The 19701-nt window shown below is 57.9% G+C and carries 14 protein-coding genes; 6 read left to right on the top strand and 8 right to left on the bottom strand.

Annotation, left to right across the window (positions count from 1 at the left end):
* Positions 1–74: 74 nt before the first annotated feature.
* The gene (gene fabB / locus AC2D8U_RS01190) at positions 75–1298 is read right to left on the bottom strand and encodes a beta-ketoacyl-ACP synthase I (RefSeq protein ID WP_484617205.1); all 1224 of its coding nucleotides are present in this window, start codon (positions 1296–1298) and stop codon (positions 75–77) included.
* Between the two features lie 125 nt (positions 1299–1423).
* Here fabB and mnmC point away from each other — a divergent pair, with 125 nt between their 5' ends.
* Together mnmC and AC2D8U_RS01200 are read left to right on the top strand one after the other, a co-directional pair.
* On the top strand, positions 1424–3403 hold the full coding sequence (mnmC, locus tag AC2D8U_RS01195; protein ID WP_484617206.1) for a bifunctional tRNA (5-methylaminomethyl-2-thiouridine)(34)-methyltransferase MnmC2/FAD-dependent 5-carboxymethylaminomethyl-2-thiouridine(34) oxidoreductase MnmC1: 1980 nt from the start codon (positions 1424–1426) through the stop codon (positions 3401–3403).
* Positions 3404–3559: 156 nt separating this feature from the next.
* Positions 3560–4501 (top strand): dihydroorotate oxidase, encoded by a 942-nt coding sequence (locus AC2D8U_RS01200; RefSeq protein ID WP_484617207.1) that lies wholly within the window; start codon positions 3560–3562, stop codon positions 4499–4501.
* Between the two features lie 82 nt (positions 4502–4583).
* Here the strand turns inward: AC2D8U_RS01200 and AC2D8U_RS01205 are convergent, their stop codons facing one another.
* The 6 genes from AC2D8U_RS01205 to prmB form a co-directional block, all read right to left on the bottom strand.
* The gene (locus tag AC2D8U_RS01205; RefSeq protein ID WP_484617208.1) at positions 4584–4856 is read right to left on the bottom strand and encodes a YfcL family protein; all 273 of its coding nucleotides are present in this window, start codon (positions 4854–4856) and stop codon (positions 4584–4586) included.
* On the bottom strand, positions 4850–6022 hold the full coding sequence (locus tag AC2D8U_RS01210; protein ID WP_484617209.1) for an ATP-NAD kinase family protein: 1173 nt from the start codon (positions 6020–6022) through the stop codon (positions 4850–4852). The genes AC2D8U_RS01205 and AC2D8U_RS01210 overlap by 7 nt, the downstream gene beginning before the upstream one ends.
* The gene (locus AC2D8U_RS01215; protein WP_484617210.1) at positions 6004–6552 is read right to left on the bottom strand and encodes an elongation factor P hydroxylase; all 549 of its coding nucleotides are present in this window, start codon (positions 6550–6552) and stop codon (positions 6004–6006) included. Before AC2D8U_RS01215 ends, AC2D8U_RS01210 begins: the two co-directional genes overlap by 19 nt.
* The gene (locus tag AC2D8U_RS01220; protein WP_484617211.1) at positions 6545–7717 is read right to left on the bottom strand and encodes an MFS transporter; all 1173 of its coding nucleotides are present in this window, start codon (positions 7715–7717) and stop codon (positions 6545–6547) included. The genes AC2D8U_RS01215 and AC2D8U_RS01220 overlap by 8 nt, the downstream gene beginning before the upstream one ends.
* A 1-nt stretch (position 7718) precedes the next feature.
* Positions 7719–8816, bottom strand: a complete 1098-nt coding sequence (aroC, locus tag AC2D8U_RS01225) for a chorismate synthase (protein ID WP_484617212.1) — start codon at positions 8814–8816, stop codon at positions 7719–7721.
* Positions 8817–8886: 70 nt separating this feature from the next.
* On the bottom strand, positions 8887–9819 hold the full coding sequence (prmB, locus tag AC2D8U_RS01230) for a 50S ribosomal protein L3 N(5)-glutamine methyltransferase (RefSeq protein WP_484617213.1): 933 nt from the start codon (positions 9817–9819) through the stop codon (positions 8887–8889).
* Positions 9820–10020: 201 nt separating this feature from the next.
* Here prmB and smrB point away from each other — a divergent pair, with 201 nt between their 5' ends.
* Positions 10021–10560 (top strand): endonuclease SmrB, encoded by a 540-nt coding sequence (gene smrB / locus AC2D8U_RS01235; protein ID WP_484617214.1) that lies wholly within the window; start codon positions 10021–10023, stop codon positions 10558–10560.
* Here the strand turns inward: smrB and sixA are convergent.
* Positions 10557–11042: a phosphohistidine phosphatase SixA gene (gene sixA / locus AC2D8U_RS01240; RefSeq protein WP_484617215.1), complete on the bottom strand. Its 486-nt coding sequence runs from the start codon at positions 11040–11042 to the stop codon at positions 10557–10559. The two genes, smrB and sixA, sit on opposite strands and share 4 nt — an antisense overlap.
* A 185-nt stretch (positions 11043–11227) precedes the next feature.
* Here sixA and AC2D8U_RS01245 point away from each other — a divergent pair, with 185 nt between their 5' ends.
* From AC2D8U_RS01245 to AC2D8U_RS01255, 3 genes are all read left to right on the top strand, one after another.
* Positions 11228–14020 (top strand): insulinase family protein, encoded by a 2793-nt coding sequence (locus AC2D8U_RS01245; protein ID WP_484617216.1) that lies wholly within the window; start codon positions 11228–11230, stop codon positions 14018–14020.
* Between the two features lie 98 nt (positions 14021–14118).
* Positions 14119–18441 carry an EAL domain-containing protein gene (locus tag AC2D8U_RS01250; protein ID WP_484617217.1) on the top strand — a complete coding sequence of 1441 codons (4323 nt, stop codon included), beginning with the start codon at positions 14119–14121 and terminating at the stop codon, positions 18439–18441.
* 66 nt (positions 18442–18507) lie between these two features.
* Positions 18508–19494 carry a hypothetical protein gene (locus tag AC2D8U_RS01255; RefSeq protein WP_484617218.1) on the top strand — a complete coding sequence of 329 codons (987 nt, stop codon included), beginning with the start codon at positions 18508–18510 and terminating at the stop codon, positions 19492–19494.
* Positions 19495–19701: the final 207 nt, after the last annotated feature.

The following is a 19701-nucleotide window of genomic DNA, read 5'->3' on the forward strand; positions in this document are numbered from 1 at the left end:
TCTCCCCAAGGGGAGATCCAGCGTAAAACCAAAGAACCCGCCATCAAGGCGGGTTCTTAACAACAGACAAAGACTTATTTAAGCTTGCTGAAGATCAGGGCAGCGTTGGTGCCACCGAAGCCAAAGCTGTTGCTCATCACAGTGCTCAGCTCTTTCTCCTGACACTCGGTGACGATGGGCATCCCCTCGGCATCGGGATCCAGGTTGTCCACGTTGATGCTTGGCGCCACGAAACCGTGCTCCATCATCAACAGGCTGTAGATCGCCTCATGGACCCCTGCGGCACCCAGGGCGTGACCCGTCATCGCCTTGGTGGCGCTGATCAGCGGCGCATTGTCACCAAAGGTATCACGGATGGCACCCAACTCACGGGTATCACCCACCGGCGTGGAAGTACCATGGGTGTTGAGGTATTCCACCTCACCGGCACCGGCGGCCTTAGCCTGTTCCAACGCCTGCTTCATGCAGCGAACCGCACCTTCACCTGAAGGAGCCACCATGTCGTAGCCATCAGAGTTGGCACCATAACCCACGATCTCGGCGTAGATCTTGGCACCACGCGCCAGGGCATGCTCCAGCTCTTCTACCACGACCATGCCGCCACCACCGGAGATCACGAAACCATCACGATCGGCGTCATAGGTGCGGGAAGCCTTGGTGGGATCATCATTGTACTTGGTGGACAGGGCGCCCATGCCATCAAAGCCCATGGCCAGGGTCCAGTGCAGCTCCTCGGAACCCCCGGCGAAGACCACGTCCTGCTTACCCAGCTGGATCTGCTCAACGGCGTTACCGATACAGTGGGCACTGGTGGCACACGCGGAGCTGATGGAGTAGTTCACCCCTTTGATCTTAAACGGAGTCGCCAGACACGCAGAGGCGGTGGAAGACATGATCCGCGGCACCAGGTAGGGGCCAATGCGACGCACGCCCTTGGTACGCAGGGTATCCGCTGCCTGCACCTGGTTCAGGGAAGAAGCCCCCCCACAACCCGCAATGATCCCGGTACGCTCATTGCTTACCTGGTCTTCTGTCAGACCGGAATCAGCAATCGCCTGCTCCATTGCCAGGTAGGCATAGGCAGCGGCATCGCCCATAAAGCGCATCACCTTGCGGTCGATGTGCTCGGCGGGATTGATCTTCAGATCACCCCAGACACGGCTACGCAGCCCCATCTCTTCAAACTGCTCGGAGTAGTTGATGCCACTTTTGCCTGCACGCAGGGCCGCAGTGACCTCTTCGGCGTTGTTACCGATACTCGAGATCACCCCGATCCCGGTAATGACCGCTCTTTTCATCTGTTCGTCCTATGTTTAGACCTAATTCAACCGCCGCTATGGTAGCGCGAAGCACACGCCAAACTGGTCGGCTTTCCCGGATTGGCGGTAGAATAAACTCTAAGTTATGAATTTTGAGTGCAATTGTGAGCCAACTGACCCACGCCAGCATTGACTGGTCCGATCCTGCCGCCCCCCTGTCGAGCGAATTCAGCGACTTCTATTTCTCCAAGGTCAATGGTGCCGCCGAATCCGAATACGTCTTTTTGCACCATAACGACCTGCCGAGACGATGGCGACACCATTCGGCAGCGCACTTTACGGTGGCGGAGACCGGCTTCGGGACAGGACTGAACCTATTCGTTCTCTGGCATCACTTCAAGCGCTTTCGGGCCGAATACCCGGATGCGCCCTGCCGCCGTCTGCACTTTGTCAGCTTCGAAAAATACCCTCTGAGTGAAACCGATCTGAGCCGGGCCCATCGCCAATGGCCAGAGTTTGCCGATCTGGCCAGGCAGCTCAGAGAGCACTACCCGCCCGCCATCGCCGGCTGCCACCGCCTGGTGCTGGAAGAGGGTGCCCTGGTGCTGGATCTCTGGTTCGGCGATGTGCTGGACACCCTGCCCGAACTGGATGAGGGCCCCCATGGCGTCGTCGATGCCTGGTTCCTCGATGGATTTACCCCCAGTAAAAACCCCCAGATGTGGCAACCGGCGCTCTACCAGCACATGGTTCGCCTAGCCAAACCTGGAGGGACCTTTGCCACCTTCACCGCCGCCAGCGATGTCCGCCGAGGGCTTCTGGCTGCTGGCTACGAGGTGAAAAAAGCAAAAGGATTCAGTGGTAAACGAGAGATGATCTACGGTGCACTTGCTGCCGGGGCAAACCATCCTAAGCCAGACTGCGATCCCCTCCCCCAGGCCGTCACCCTGATCGGCGCGGGGATCGCGGCGGCCTGCACGGCACTGGCCCTGTGTCGCCGCGGGATCCCGGTCACCCTTTTCTGTGCCGATCCCAAGCCCGCCCAGGGCGCCTCGGGCAATCGCCAGGGCGCCCTCTATCCTCTGCTTAATCTGGCCAACGACGGCTTGGCGCGCTTCTACCAGCAGGCCTTTCCCCTGGCCCGCCAGCAACTGCTTCAGCTTAACCACCAGCACCCCATCGCCCATGAGCTGTGCGGCGTACTGCAGTTGCCGGTGGATGAACGCAGCCGGAGTAAACTGGCCAAACTCGGCAAGGCCGATCTCCCACTGGAGCTGGTGCATGGCGTCAGCGCCCGACAGGCCAGCGAGATCGCCGACTTGCCGCTGGATCGGGCCGGAGTCTACTACCCCCTGGGCGGCTGGCTGTGCCCCCGGCAATTGACCCTCGCCGCCCTGGCCCAGGCGGAAAAGACAGGCCTGCTGACGAGCCACTACCAGCACCGTCTCACCGCCTTGACGCGGCAGCAAGAGCAGTGGCAACTGGACTTCGATGCCGGCCAATACTCGGCGACGACCGTGATCCTCGCCATGGGGGCCCAAAGCATGACGCTGGCACAAACCGCCGAGCTGCCCCTGAGCCCGGTACGGGGCCAGATCCGCTATCCCAAGGCCGGCCCTCAGACTGGCGAACTGAAAACCGTACTGTGCGCCGATGGCTACCTGGTGCCACAGCACGACGGCCGATTAACCTGTGGCGCCAGCTTCGGTCGAGGTGATGGGGAAAGTGATCTGCGCCAGGCGGATGAGCAGGAGATCGATCAGCGCATGAAGCGCAGCTTTGGCACCCTGAGCTGGGTCCCGGAGTTGATGGGCGAGCCACAGGAGTGGCCAACCCAAAGCCGGGCGGCAGTGCGGGCCGCCGTACGAGATCACCTGCCTCTGGTGGGCCCAGTCCCCAGGAGTAAAGCTCTCGAATCAACTGACGATCCCGACCAGCTGCCAACCTACCCTGGCCTGCACCTGCTGAGCGGCCTCGGCTCTAGGGGGCTGTGCAGCGCGGCCCTCTGCGCCGAATTGTTGGCCAGTCAATTGTGTCATGAGCCCCGCCCTTTAAGCCTGAGGGATCAAAACGCCCTGGCACCGGGACGCTTCGCGCGTCGCAAACTGACCAAGGCCCGTCGACGGGCCGGATCTCGTGGATAGAGTCACAGGTGGCGGGATCCCGTATCCCGCCGCAGAAATGACACAAGCGCAGTAAAGGCCTTTCCCGAGTCAACGAATGGGGTCAAGATCAAAGTTCCCTGTCGCCGAACGGCGTAGATTGATGCCCCGTTTGTGCCCTACACACGGAGTCCCCTTATGTCCCCTACCCCTGTCAGCCTGAAGTGCCAGCTTGCCGGGCTGCCGCTCAACGGCTTTTTGATGAACGCTTCCGGCCCCCTGTGCACCACGGAGTCGGAGCTGCATACCCTGGGCCAGAGTGACAGTGCCGCCATCGTCACCAAGTCCTGCACCCTGGCCCCGCGCGAGGGCAATCCTGAGCCCCGCTACCGGGCGCTCCCCCTGGGGGCGATCCAGTCCATGGGCCTGCCCAACCTGGGCTATGAAGCCTACCTGGAACTCCTACCTCGGCTTAAGCAACACTACAAGCCGGTGATCGTCAGCATCTCCGGTTTCTGCCTGGGTGACAACCACACCATGGTTGAGGCCTTTATGAACAGCGAAGCGGATCTGCTCGAGATCAACTTCTCCTGTCCCAACATCGTCGGCAAGCCCCAGCTCGGCTATGACTTCGAGCAGACCCGAACCAGCCTGGAAGCCCTATGCGCCCTGGGGGATAAGCCCATCGGCATCAAGCTGCCACCCTATTTCGACTTCGCCCATTTCGATCTGATCGCCTCGATCCTTAACGACTACCCGGTGCGCTTCGTCACCACCATCAACTCCATCGGTAACACCCTGGTGATCGATCCTGTGACCGAGTCCCCGGTGATCAAGCCCAAAGGCGGATTTGGCGGCTTGTGCGGCGATTACGTCAAACCCGTCGGCCTGGCCAATGTGCGTGCCCTGAGGGAGCGACTGCGCAGCGACATCGATATCCTTGGGGTCGGCGGGATCCGCACCGGCACCGATGCCTTTGAATACCTGCTGTGTGGTGCCACTGCGGTGCAGATGGCCGCCGGGTTCGAACAGGAAGGCAGCGACTGCTTCAGCCGCATCCACCAGGAACTTGCCTCCCTGCTGGCGCAAAAGGGGTACCCGGATCTGGCCGCGGCACGGGGCAAACTGAAACTGCTGTAACCGGTCTCAGTAGCCCCTCACGGGCTTCACACCCAAAAAAACGGCCTCCTAAAAGGAGGCCGACTTATCCGCGATCCGCCCTTCAGGCGATCAGGCGCTCGGCCAACTGGCGCCAGGCCTGTTGGATCAGCAGATGATCCGCCGGGGCCAGCTCACTGCGAGCCCCTTCCAGTTGTTCCGTCACCACCTGCTCCAGCCGGGTCCACTCGGGGCAGTGACTCTCCTGCTCCAGTTGGGCCAGGGCCACGGCAAAGTGTCCTTGCAAATACCCGCTGGCAAATACGTCATCATCACTGCCGTTCTCCAGCAGCTGTGCCACCCATTGATGACAGATCTCATCCCATCGTTCTAACATACTTCTTTTTCCTGTGTTGATGGTTCAGCCAGGGGATACAACACGGCATCCCGGTAGCCGGTAATGATCCGGTAATAACCCGACAGGGCACGATCCAGCGCCACATCACCGGTATCCGCCAGCATGGGCCGGCCCGCCAAGGCCTCCAGTTTTGTCTTACTGGCCAGGATCATAATGTTGTCCTGGCCGATGGCCTGGATCACCGCCGGGCTCAGCTGCTGATTGCCCCGGCCAAACAGGTGCCCCTGCCCGCCGATCAGGCTGATCACCAGCTTGGTGGGGACCCCTTGCAGTCGCTCAAGCAGTTCCCCGGCCGTCAGATCCTGCCCCAGCACCTTGGGTTCCTCCCCGTCGTACCCTACCAGATCGACACCCAACAGGGTATTGCTCAGCCCCAGCTCATTCATCACCGCCGCCACCGTACTGCCGGAGCCCATGACAAACTGCCAGCGGGCGTCTTGCTCATGCAAGGCCGTCATCTGCTCCCGCATCTCGGCGCCAATATCGTCCAGCACCAGGGCCTCGCTCTCCTGTCCCCCCATCTTGACCGCCTGGATATAACGCAGATCCTCCGGCACCGTCATCTCGCCATAGTGGCGGGAAAGAACCTGATCACGGCGAAAGGCCGCCTCATCGAGATCACGAACCTCGCCATCAACCACAGTGAGCAACTCTCCCCGAACCATCTTGGCGGCAACAAGCCCCGCCGCACGGGGACTGATGGCATAGACACCGGAGTGCATCTTCACTCCGGCGGGGATCCCCAACACCGGCGTCCGCTGGCCCCGCCGAGTCAAGACCGAACACAGATCCCGGGCGGTCCCATCGCCACCGGCAAACAGGATCAGATCGACCTGCTCATCCAGCAGCGCCTCTGCCAGTTGGCAGGTATCCTGCGCCGTGCTTGGCGTCGCCACAGGGCAGAGGGTGCGCACGGCAAATCCCAGCTCTCGCGCCAATTCGCCTCCCATCTCACCCTCTGCGCTAAACAGGGTGATCCGCTCTGCCAGAGGCCGTAATAACGCCAGCGCCGTGGCGGTACGCTGCGCCGATTTGGGCTTAGCACCCAGTGCCAGCGCCTGCTCGGCCACCCCATCAGATCCCTTTAGGGCGACACTGCCTCCCAACCCGGCCAGGGGGTTGATGATCAATCCCAGTTTGAACACAACTGCGCTTCACTCCATGAAAAGTCCGCCGCAGAGGGCAACGAACATTGAAAATAATCGGCCAACTCCCGGGCCAGGTATTGGGCCCGGGGCGGCCAGCCCCGCTCACAATAGGCCAGGGCCGCCGCCTGCACTGCCCGGCGAAAGCCGGGCCTGTCAGTCTCAAGCATCAGGTTGTCGGCACTGACATCAAAGCGGTGACCACAGGACAGGCTCAGGTACCACTCGATCGCCTGGGGCTGAGCCTCATGGGCTTCAAACGCCGTTTGCTGCTGGGCCGTGCGCCCATCGGGCTCATACCAATAGCCATAATCCACCTGCTGTCGGCGCGCTTCTCCGGCCTGACACCAGTGAGCCAGTTCATGCAGAGCACTGGCGACAAACCCATGGGCAAAGTAGATCCTGTGGAAGGGACAATGGTGATCGGCCGGAAGATACACAGGCTCCTCGCCACCGTGCAGCAGCAAGGTCGCATGGTGCCGTCCCAGGCCACGATTAAACAGGGTGATCAGCTGATGAGCTTCAACCATGGCAACGCTTAAACACTCCCAGTACCAAAGCCGCCAGGAGGGCGGCAACGACGGCGCCCCACCAGGCGAGGTGCGCACCGGCACCATCTTGCCATAAAACGCCACTGAGGTAGGCCCCCAGGGCGCCCCCCACGCCGAAGCTCAGGCTGGCGTACAGGGCCTGGGCTTTACCCTGTGCCTGGCCGGAGAAGCGACTATGGATATAGGCGATGGCACAGGCGTGGGTCAGGCCGAAACTGAAGGCGTGCAGCGAGGCGGCGAGGCCCTGACCGACCAGGTTGTCTGCGGCCAGATCCGTCAGTGCCCAGCGCAGGGCCATCAACAAGCTGGCCAGGATCATCAGTGAAGCCAGGTGATAGCGTCTAAGCAGACGAGGCGCCAGGGCGAAGATCCCGATCTCCGCGACCACGCCAAGGGCCACCAAAGCCCCCGCGGTGCCTTCTCCCAGCCCCAATCCCACCAGATAAAGCACGTAAAACCCATAGAAGGGACCGTGACTGGCCTGGATCAGCAGAGTGGCCAGTAAAAACAGCAACACCTCCGGCTGGCGCAGGGTCGCCAAGAAGCCGGTTGCCTTCGCCTCAGCCTGAGCGGGCTCATTCTTCGCCTGCGTTTGAATGGCCCAGGTGGCCAGCACGAGGCCACAGAACAGGATTGTACCCAGCAGGGGCAGATCTCCCGCTCCCCGCTGCTCGAACCAGGCCCCGGCTGCCACCACCAACAGGATATAGCCCACACTGCCAAAGCTGCGCAAAGTACCGTACTGTTCCGTCTGCCCCTGCAGAGAGGTCAGAGTGACCACCTCCAGTTGGGCCAGGATGGCGTTCCAGAAAAAGGTGAACAGGGCCATCACCGCGGCCAGATAGAAGAAAGAGGGTGGCCCCCACATGCCCAGGAATGCCAGAGCCGCCGCTGCCGCCCCCAAGCGGATCACCCGCACACGCTGCCCCGTGTGGTCCGCCAGGGCCGCCCAGAGATTGGGGGCCAGGATCCGGGTGGCAAACAGGATGGCCAGCAACTGGCCAATGGCCAAGGAATCAAACCCCAGCCCGTGCAGATAGGGGCCCAGATAGGGCACCAGCAAACCAAGGATCGCAAAGAAGAAAAAATAACAGGCCGCCAGGGCTTTACCCTGGCGGCCTGTTAACGCAGATGAAGCCAACACCTTACTCCTGCATCGGCAGGACGGGGGTATCTACCCGGACCTCTCCGCACTGCGCCTTGTGGCGCAGCAGGTGGTCCATCAGGGTGATCGCCACCATGGCTTCGACGATGGGCACTGCGCGGATCCCGACACAGGGATCATGACGCCCCCGGGTCACCATCTCCACGCTCTCACCGGACACATCAATACTCTGACCGGGCACCATAATGGAGGAGGTGGGCTTAAACGCCACTTCCGCCACCAGGGGCTGGCCCGAGCTGAGGCCACCGAGGATCCCGCCGGCGTGGTTGCTGGCAAAGCCATCCGGATGCATCTCATCACGATGCTCGGAACCCCGCTGCGTCACCACATCAAAGCCATCACCAATGGAGACCGCCTTGGCCGCATTGATCCCCATCAGACTGTGGGCGATCTCCGCATCCAGACGGTCAAACACTGGCTCGCCCAGCCCCACAGGTAAACCTTCGGCCACCACGCGAACCTTGGCCCCGACGGAATCACCGGCCTTCTTCAGCTCCCGCATGGTCTCATCCAACGCCTCGAGCTTGTCCGGATCCGGGAAGAAGAAGGGGTTTTGCTCCACCTGATCCCAGTCATACTGTTCGGCGATCACCGGACCCAACTGGTTCACACAGGCGCGGATGGTGATACCGCACTGCTGGGCCAGGTACGCCTTGGCAATGGCGCCCGCCGCGACGCGCATGGCGGTTTCCCGCGCACTGCTGCGCCCGCCGCCCCGATAGTCCCGGTTGCCATATTTATGGTGATAGGTGTAGTCCGCATGGCCCGGACGAAACACCTGGGCAATGGCCGAGTAATCCTTGCTGCGCTGATCCGTGTTCTCAATCAGCAGGCCGATACTGGTGCCCGTGGTCTTGCCCTCGAACACGCCGGACAGGATCTTCACCTGATCCGGCTCACGACGGGCCGTGGTGTAGCGAGAGGTTCCCGGACGGCGGCGATCCAGATCGCCCTGCAGATCCGCCTCGGACAGGGCCAGTCCCGGGGGACAGCCATCCACAATGGCGCCGAGCGCGGCACCGTGACTCTCACCAAAGGTGGTGACGGTAAAAAGCTTTCCAATGCTGTTGCCGGCCATGGCGATACTCCTGTGCCGTTCTTGTTTTAATGGGTGGGCTTAGAGTCGGGGCGGGGTTCCGCCCCGAGGATTATTTGTAAGGGGCGAGGTCCGCCTCGGCAGCAACCAGCTGCTCACGGGTTAACATAAACACGCCGTGACCACCCCGTTCGAACTCCAGCCAGGTGAAGGCCAGGTTCGGGAACTGCTCGGCCAGGGCCACCATGGAGTTACCCACTTCGACAAACAGCAGGCCGCCTTCGGTCAGGTGATCCGCAGCCTGGGCCAGGATCCGACGGGTCAACTCCAGGCCATCATGGCCGGAGGCCAGACCCAACTCGGGTTCATGGTGGAACTCTTCGGGCAGATCCGCCATATCATCCGCATCCACGTAGGGCGGATTGGAGACGATCAGATCATACTTCTGCCCCTTGAGCACACCAAAACCATCGGATTCGATGGGGTATACCCGCTCCAACAGGCCATGGTTCTCGATATTCAGCTGCGCCACTTCCAGCGCCTCGGGACTGATGTCCACGGCATCCACCTGGGCCTCTTCGAAGGCATAGGCACAGGCGATGGCGATACAGGCAGAGCCGGTGCACAGATCCAGAACCTGATGTACGGGCTTGTCACCCAGCCAGGGCTGGAAGCCATTTTCGATCAGTTCGGCGAAGGGGCTGCGTGGCACCAGGACACGTTCATCGACGTAAAACTCCAGGCCAGCAAACCAGGCATGATTGATCAGGTAAGGCACGGGCACTCGCTCACGTACCCGGCGGATCACCAGCTCAACGATGCGTTGCTTCTCGCTGGAGGTCAGGCGTGCGGTGCGAACCTGATCCCCCAGGGTCAGGGGAAGATGCAGGGTATGCATCACCAGGGCAATCGCTTCATCCCAGGGGTTGTCGGTGCCGTGTCCGTAGTAGATCCCGGCGGCATTGAAGCGGCTGACGCACCAGCGCAACATATCGTCGATGGTGTGAAGCTCATTGACGGCTTCATCAATAAAGATCTTTTCCACGAGGTGGCCTTCTAAACACTAAATTGGCGCACATTGTAGCGGCAGATCCCTTGCGATCCCACATTATCTGGCTTTTTCACTGTCAGATCCGAGCACTAAGGGGCGCAAAAATGTTCCGATGGCCCCCCGGATTTCGCCTGTCGTCCCGAGATCGCCCCCACCAGTCACATCTGGCGGCCCATTGAGGTAAAATAGGTCACCATGAAAAAGCCCAATCCCCTACACGAAGAAGATATCAGCCTGTTTCGCCAGAGCATGGGTGATATCCAGCCAATAAAACAGGATCAGATCCGTCACCGTCCGGAGATCCCCACGCCGGATAAGACCCGCGCCAAGCAGGCACGAAAGCTGGCCGATCACTACTTTTCCGACAGCTTTCAGCCTGTGTTCCCCAGCGAAGGCCCCATGCGTTGGGCCCGTGACGGTGCCAGTGCCCATGAGATGAAAAGATTGCGACGGGGCGATCACAGCCCTGAGCTGCTGCTGGATCTGCATGGCATGACCCAGGCCGAAGCCCGGCATGAGCTGATCGCCTTGCTGGAGGCCTGTAAGCGCCAGCAAGTGGCCTGTGCCAGCGTGATGCATGGACTGGGAACCGGGATCCTAAAACAGCGAGTTCCGGCCTGGCTGTGCCAGCATCCGGACGTGATCGCGTTCCACCAGGCCCCCCTGGAGTGGGGCGGCAACGGTGCCTTGCTGGTCCTGGTGGATATTGGACAAGAAACAAGGTTTGGTGACTAATTCACCAGAAGATCGTGCGGTCCGAGATGGCTGAGCAGTCGTGCCATGCCATCCGGGTGCTTGCTACGCTGGATCCGTGCCACCGACGAGGTGGCAAACATAACCGGATTTTGACCCGGTACCAGCTCGGCCAACAGATAGCCTGCCAGCGGCATGTGCGACACGACAAGCACACGCTCCGCCCCTGCCAGATCGGCGGTCGCCTTGATCAGATCGGCGGCAAAGGCCGGATCTCCCTCAGGCACTAACTCATCCAGCACCTGAAACGGCACAGCCTTAGGCAACTGCCCCTGCACCTGTTCCCAGGTTTGCTGGGCACGCACATAGGGACTGACCAAAACCAGGTCGAGTCGCTGCCAATCGGACAGAAAGTGCTCTGCCATGGCCCGACTCTGGCTTCCCCCCAGTTCGGTCAGTACACGCTCCGGGTCCGACGGAGCATCAAAACCCGCCTCCCCGTGCCGCATCAAATATATGTCCATCTGCTATTGTCTTAGTTACCGCATTGTTGGTCCGATTTTAGCGCGGCAGCCCATCGGGCAACAGCCCCAGACTGTCTAGTCTTTAGTCGGATGAACACTCCAGCAATTGCACGAGGCCCGAACAGGGCGCACACTAACCAGCATATAAAATTTAACAATTAAGGACGGCCCGTTTCGGACCGCAGGTGGCCATGGCGCACGCGCTCAAACTCAGCCCCAACGATCCACGCCAATACCAATACCTTGAGCTCGACAATGGTTTGAGGCTTCTATTGGTACATGATCCCGCCGCCACCAAGGCCGCAGGGGCATTGGCGGTTCGCGTCGGCCACTTCGACGATCCCAATGATCGCGAAGGCATGGCACACTTTCTTGAGCACATGCTGTTCCTGGGCACGGAAAAGTACCCCACAGCCGGTGAGTACCAGCAATTTATCAGTCAGCATGGCGGCACCCATAACGCCTGGACCGGCCCCGAATTCACCAGTTACTACTTTGATGTCCGTCCCAGTGCCTTTCCCGAGGCACTCGATCGCTTCTGCCAATTCTTCACCGCCCCACTCTTTGATCCCCACCTGGTAGAAAAGGAGCGCCAATCGGTGGACTCCGAGTTCAAGATGAAGCTGCAGGATGATATGCGCCGCTTCTACCAGGTCCATAAAGAGACGGTCAATCCGGCCCACCCCTTCAGCAAGTTCTCCGTCGGAAACCAGCAGACCCTGGCGGATCGCCCAGAGCAGCCGGTACGGGACGAGTTGTTGGCATTTTATCAAAGCCGCTACTGTGCCAGCCAGATGACCCTGGTTTTGGTTCAGGGTGAACCTTGGGCAGCCCTGCAAGACTCCGTGTGCCAATCTTTTTCTCGGATCCCAAATCTGGGACAGAATAAGTCGATGCCCGACTGCCCGCTCTATCGGCCAAGCGAACTGGGGATCCAGATTGAGATGGTCCCGATGAAAAAGAACCGCCAGCTGACACTCACTTTTCCACTGGGTTCGCTGGACGCCTGGTATCGTCACAAGCCACTGACTTACATATCATACCTCCTAGGGCATGAAGGACCCGGCAGCCTGTTGTCCGTACTCAAGCAGGAGGGGCTGATCAGCCAACTGTCTGCCGGGGGAGGGATCAACGGTTATAACTTCAAAGACTACAACATCAGCTACCAACTGACTGAGCAGGGGCTGGCTGAGCAAGACAGGATCCTGGCACTGACCTTTCAGTTCATCGAGATGATTAAGCAAAGCGGGATCGAGTCCTGGCGCTATCAGGAACGACAACGCCTGCTGGAGCGGGCCTTTCGCTATCAGGAGCCCGTAAAACCACTGGATCTGGCCAGCCACCTGACCATTAACATGCAGCATTACGATGTTGAAGACACCATCTATGGTGACTACCGCATGGACGGCCTGGAGCAGGATCTGATCCGAACCATCCTGGACCAGTTCCATACGGATAACCTTCGCCTGATGTTAGTGGCCCCGGAGTGCGAAGGCGATCGCAGGGCAAAGTGGTATGACACCCCCTACAGGATCACCCGACTGGATGCACAACGAAAAGCCGCCTGGCTCAACCAGCCCGCTTGCCCGCAACTCGCGTTACCCAACGTCAACGAGTACATTAGCGAGCTGCTGGATCCTCGTGACGAGCCCAGTGCCCACAGGGACCCGACGCCCATCTACCAGAGCCCAGGTCTGACGCTCTGGCACAAAAAAGACGACGAATTTAAGGTTCCCAAGGCCCACCTGTTTGTCTCGCTCGACAGTGAGGCCTGCCACAGCAGCGCCCGCAAGGCCGCGCTGACCCGACTATACATAGCCCTTCTCATGGACAGCCTGGCCGAATTGACTTACGAAGCCGAGGTCGCGGGACTGCATTACAACATCTATCCCCACCAAGGGGGCCTGACCCTGCACCTGAGTGGCTTTACCGGCGGCCAGGAAAAACTGCTGGACATGCTGCTGCACCATGCACGCCAGCGTAATTTCAGTCAGCAACGTTTCAACGAGATCCGCAGCCAGTTACAGCGAAACTGGAACGGCCTCAGGGTCGGACGCCCTGTCTCACGTCTGTTCAGCGCACTAACCAGCACCCTGCAAAAACGGAGTTACGATCCACTCAGGATGGCCGATGAATTGGATCAAGTCTCTTTAGAACAGCTGGATCGACACATCAATGCCATCTATCAAGAGGTCCATGTTGAGGGGCTGATCTATGGAGACTGGGTCCGTGCCGAAGCCGACCGCCTGGCTCAACATCTCGAAAACACGCTCCATCAAGTGGCCAACCCTGGACGGGAGGTGAAACGCCAGTTGGTCAGTATCCATAACAAGGGAACTATCCTGCAGGAAATAGAAAGCAACCATCAGGACAGTGCGATTCTGGTCTATTACCAATCTCGCCGTAATGAATTGGCTAAAATGGCCCTGTTCAGTTTGCTGAATCACACCATTTCCAGCGATTTCTTCAATGAACTGCGTACCAAGCAGCAATTGGGCTACATGGTGGGTACCAGCTATGTACCGATGAACCGCTGCCCCGGTATCATCTTCTACATCCAAAGTCCGGTGGCGGGTCCTTTGCAACTGCTGGAAGCGATCGATCAATTTATCGCCGACTTTTGTTATGCCCTAATGCAGATCTCCAGCCAACAGTGGACGGACACCAAAGCTGCCCTGTGTCATCAAATCCTGGAGCAGGAAAATAATCTGAAGGCCAAAGCCCAGCGCAGTTGGGTCAGCATAGGCAACAAAGACACAGAGTTTGATCAACGAGCCCAGATCGCCACGCACATAGAAAACCTCGACCGGGCTGACCTTATTCGCTTTATGATGGAACGAATGCGAAGCAAAGACCCCGATCGCCTGGTGCTCTATTCCTCTGGCAGTTCCCATGCAGAGATGGAGCCCTTAACCGGAGAACGCCACATTACCGACGTCACCACATTCAAAGGCCAAAGCGCATTGATCGATTTTTAAAAACCAATTATGGTGCGGTAGCTAACTGAAACCTTGGAAAAGGTCAGCACCAGGGTAAGAGTTACCGCAATATCAGCCAGGGAAACATGGACGGCTCAATGAAACAATGGACAGTGCTGCTTTTACTGCTGATCTCGATTGGTACCTCCTACGCCGAGCCGCAATACCTCCTCCAGCAATATCAATTCCAGCAGTTCGGTCTTAAAGAGAATCTCTCCGAAGGCACCATTACCGCTATTGAACACGACAGCATGGGTTTTCTCTGGGTTGGCACGCCCAGTGGCCTGAACCGTTTCGATGGCTACGAGTTTGTTCAGTACAAAGCCGTCGACGCTCCAAAGCATGGACTCAGTAACAACTTCATTCTGGATATTCATGCCACCGATGATGGAGAGCTTTGGGTCGTTGGCAGCAGTAATATTTTCCGCTACCGCACGGATACGGGCACCTTCCAATCCCTGTTTGATCGCGCTCAGACTCTCTGGGGAGCCTACCGTAACGGCAACCAGCTATTTGCCGCAGGCCCGGAGTGCATCTATATCATTGATCGAACCGGAGTCGTAGCCAGGTTGCCCATCGATTCACTGGGGCCCAGTGGTTATAAAGTGGTGGGCCAAAAAGACCATCAGTTACTGCTGTCGGCCTATAATGGCCAAAGCTACCTGTTCGACCTCAACACCCTGAGTCTATCCTCTCTACCCACTACTCTGGGCATGATCAGCAGCGCGCTCATTACGCCAGGTCAAGACTGGCTACTGGCATCCAGTACCGGGCTCTACCTACAAGATAAACAGGGGCAGTTTCATACCCTGCTGCAAGAGGGGGCAATCAACCACGTGTTGTACGATGCGACTCGCAACGACTATTTTGTTGCCAGCCGGGATGGGATAGACAAACTGACCCTGGCGCAAGGAGATCAGGTCCAGAGGCTTCATCGCATCTACCATCGCCACACCTCACGACTCACCCAGGACCCAAGCGGCAACCTTTGGGCAGCATCGGGCAATAGTAGTGTGATACGCCTCTCCCACTACCTGGCCAAGGCACGCACCTTTGGGTACCAAGGTATACTGGATGGTGGCAACCAGACTTGGTCACTGGCAGCCCACGGAGGAGAGTTATGGCTGAGTAACAACGCCCCTCAGCTTGCCCGGCTCTCAGACTCCATGGCACTAGACGGCCTCACCAGCGCCTCGATGCCAGGACCCAAATCCTTATTATCCACTGATTCAGGCATGCTGATCGGTGGGGGCAGTGGCCTGGTACTGCTTGGCGATGACGGCTCAGGGCCGACATATCTTAACGATAGCCATATCTTCACCCACCTGTCACGCTCGGGAGAAGCAACCTGGGCTGGCACCTTTGCCCAAGGCCTGTTCCGGCTCAATGCAACACTTCAAGTCGAACCGGTAAGCCTGAGCCCCCAGCTTAATGAGCCCATCTTTGCCGTTTACCAGCAAGAGCAAGACCTCTATGTCGCAGCCCAAACCGGGCTTCACATCTACCGGAAACAGGGGATGCACTGGAGCCTAAAGCAAATCTTACTGAAACAGCAGATCCCTGTGGTGCTGCAGCCCTCTCCCTCTGGCCTAATTGTCGGCACGGCCAGCGGCGGGCTCTATGTACTGAACAAAAAAGGGGAAACCATCAACCTATTTGCCACCTCTCCCCTTGAAAATATGGCTGTCTACGCCTCGGTCGAGCACAAGGGCTATCTTTTGTTTACCACCAACAAAGGGATCCTGATCCTAGATAAAAATTCTCTGGAACTGCTCGAAATTGTTGGCTTAGAGCAGATAGCTCAATCAGAATTCAATGCCCTCTCCGCACTGTCTCTTGGCAAATATGTCTACTTTGGTGGAAACAATGGCATCACCCAAGTTGATATTCCAGCTTTGATGAACAAGCGCTATCAATTCAGCCCAATTATTACTTCAGTCAAAGTGTTTAACAAAGAGTTCCGCAACCCAGAAAATGCTGGTTTAGCGGCTCACAATCTTAAGGAAATCACATTAAATTATAGTGACTACCCTTTTTCACTTTCCTTTTCCAGTATTACCGGAAGCAACCATAGCCTGGTGGAATATGCCTTTAGACTTGTCGGCTTTTCCGACGACTGGTTAACCGCAGAAAAAAATCACAGGGTTGCCACTTTTACCAATGTTCCACCCGGCGATTATCTCTTCGAGGTAAAAGCTGTATCCCCCCAGGAAAATATAATCAGCGGCGTGTCACGACTGAATATCACCATTACGCCTCCCTGGTGGTTATCACCGCAAGCCAAAGTCGGCTATGGATTGCTATTTTTCCTCGCCTTGATCCTTTCCTTGCTGGCAAGTCGCCGCCGCCGCCAGATCCACGCCCGGATCGCACAGAGCGAGGAGCGACTTAAGCTGGCGCTTTGGGGCAGTGGCGATGAGATGTGGGACTGGGATATCAAAGAGGGCACCATGCACCGCTCAAATATCTGGGACACCCTGGATTTTTCCAGCCCCAAGGGGCGCTCCGAGGGGGAGAACATTCATCCCGCCGACCAGTCCAGGGTCAATGAGCAGCTGATGGCCTGCTTCAAAGGAGAGGTCGACCATTTCGAAGCCACCTATCGCGTTAAGGGGAGTCAGCAACGCTGGGTCTGGATCCTGGACCGAGCAAAAATCGTCGAATGGGATGAAGAGGATAATCCCGCCCGGATGACCGGCACCATCAAGGACATAGATACCATTAAGTCCAACGAAGCTCGCCTCTCCCTGTTTGCCAGCGCCCTGGCCAATATCTCCGATGGCATGTTTATCCTCGACGATAACAGCCAGATCACTGAGATCAACAAGGCATTCAGCCAGATCACCGGCTTTGATCGCGAAGCCGTACAATACCAGCCATTCCAGCTAAGTGAGTACCCACAAGAGTACACTCAGGATCTGTTGGCCCGACTCCATAGTCAGGGTCAATGGAAGGCTGAAATCGACTACCGTCAGGCCAACGGCAAGCTGATCCAGGTTGAGATCAGCCTGGACAGGGTACAGGGTGAGTTTGAAAACGGCACCTTCTATGTCGGGATCCTCAGCGACATTACCCATCGAAAAGCCGCCGAAGCCGAACTGCGCCGCCTCACCAACAATGACACCCTGACCGGCCTTCCCAACCGCACTTACCTGCATGCCAATATTGATCGCCTGCTTCTGGGTAACGTGCCATTTAGCCTGTTTATACTGGATCTGGACAACTTCAAACGGGTTAACGATACCCTGGGCCATGAGATCGGAGACGAACTCCTGTGTCGGATCGCCAAACGATTGCAGAGCATGCTCCCTAAAGAAGCAACGTTACACCGGATGGGGGGGGATGAGTTTGCCGTACTGTATGAAGGCGAATGGGCTCTGTCTGCCAACTCCCGCCTGGCACGGATCCTACTCAACTCGTTCGAGCACGACTTCAACCTCCACAACAAACAGTTGCTTCTCAATTGCAGCCTGGGGATCGCCTCCTACCCGGAAGATGATAAGAGCCGAGCCGCCCTGGTCCGCAAGGCGGATCTGGCGATGTACCATGCGAAAAGTCAGGGGGGTCAACGCTACCAATACTACAACGAACAATTGAATCGGGCGGCCTTGTCCCGCCTGGACATGGAAGCCGTGATCCGGCAAGCCCTCGAGCAGGAGTGGTTCGAGGTGTATTACCAGGCAAAAGTCGACAGCGAGACGGAAAGTATCTGTGGTGCGGAAGCCCTGGTGCGGATCCGACATCCTCAACGGGGCCTGATCCCCCCAGGTGAATTCATCCCCCTGGCCGAAGAGAGTGGCCTGATTGTCGACATCGGTGAAGTGGTACTGAGCAAAGCATGCCGGGCCACCTACCAATGGTGCCATCAGGGGCTGTTCAAAGGCCGTATTGCGGTAAACCTGGCCTCGAAGCAGTTTGCACTGCCCGATCTGGCTGAGCGCATTCAACATCAACTCGACCGCAGCCAACTGTCGCCGGCACGCTTGGAGTTGGAGATCACCGAAGGTACCATGATCGATGAGCCCAATCAGGCGGTCGACGTCATGCAGCGACTCAAAACCTTGGGGATAAAGTTGGCACTGGATGACTTTGGTACCGGCTACTCCTCACTCTCCTACCTCAAAAGATTCCCTCTGGATACCCTGAAAATCGACAAATCCTTTGTCGACGACCTGACCCACTCTCACTCTGATAAGATGATGGTCGCCTCTATCGTGACCATAGCGAAAAACCTGGAGTTGTCTATCGTCGCAGAAGGTGTTGAAACCCAAGAGCAGGCGAACACACTTAGGGAAATAGAGTGTGAAATGATGCAAGGGTATTTATTCAGCCGACCCCTTCCGGAAGCAGAGTTCACTGAACTCCTGATCCAAAATGCCTCATTGAGTCACACCAAAATACGTCAAAAATCCGTCCAATAATATTGGCACGCCGATTGCTGATGGCTAAACAAGTTTATTTGTTTACTCCGTCATCAGGGATCGATCATGAAAACCACACTCAAAACCATTGCTATTGCCTGTGCTATTTCCTTCACCGCCATCACTTCCGCATCCGTCGGCCATAACCCACTGGGAAATACTGAGCAAAAAACACAAGCATGGCTTGAAGAACATAATTCTCAGCACACTAAAACCTCCCATCTAAATAACGATAAACGTTATTCATCGCTTCCCTGGGTAAAAGTGACGCGCGCCGAGCTTCCTGCCAAACATGCAGAGCAGCAGCTGGCCCGCTACCCCTGGATCAAGCACTCCGAGCAGCAGCTGGCCCGCTACCCCTGGATCAAGCACTCCGAGCAGCAGCTGGCCCGCTACCCCTGGATCAAGCACACTGAGCAGCAGCTGGCCCGCTACCCCTGGATCAAGCACTCCGAGCAGCAGTTGGCCCGCTACCCCTGGATCAAGCACTCCGAGCAGCAGCTGGCCCGCTACCCCTGGATCAAGCACTCCGAGCAGCAGTTGGCCCGCTACCCCTGGATCAAGCACACTGAGCAGCAGCTGGCCCGCTACCCCTGGATCAAGCACTCCGAGCAGCAGTTGGCCCGCTACCCCTGGATCAAGCACTCCGAGCAGCAGCTGGCCCGCTACCCCTGGATTAAGCACTCCGAGCAGCAAGTCGCCAACAAGCCTTGGATCAAGCACTCCGAGCAGCAAGTCGCCAACAAGCCTTGGATCAAGCACACCGAACAGCTGATCGCCGGCAAGCCTTGGATCAAGCACACAGAGCAGCTGATCGCCAACAAGCCTTGGATCAAGCACTCCGAACAGCAGATCGCCAACAAGCCTTGGATCAAGCACTCCGAGCAGCCCGTCGCCAACAAGCCTTGGATCAAGCACACCGAGCAGCAAGTCGCCAACAAGCCTTGGATCAAGCACTCCGAACAGCAAGTCGCCAACAAGCCTTGGATCAAGCACAACGAGCAGCTGATCGCTGGCAAGCCATGGATCAAGCACACCGAGCAGCAAGCCTAAGCAGTTAAATCACCCAGTAAGGAGTCACATTATGTTTAAGCTCATTAAATCAGTATTGGGGATCAAAGCACCTCGGCAAAAGATCCGCACTCCCAAAGGCCTGGATCAACTTCACAGCATCAAAGCATCGGCCTGGTGGCATTGATCAGCAGGTTTGTCGTCACCGGCTGACAACCGCCATTTCAGGCAAGCCGGGTAAACAAAAAA

The organism is Ferrimonas sp. YIN67 (assembly GCF_057219095.1).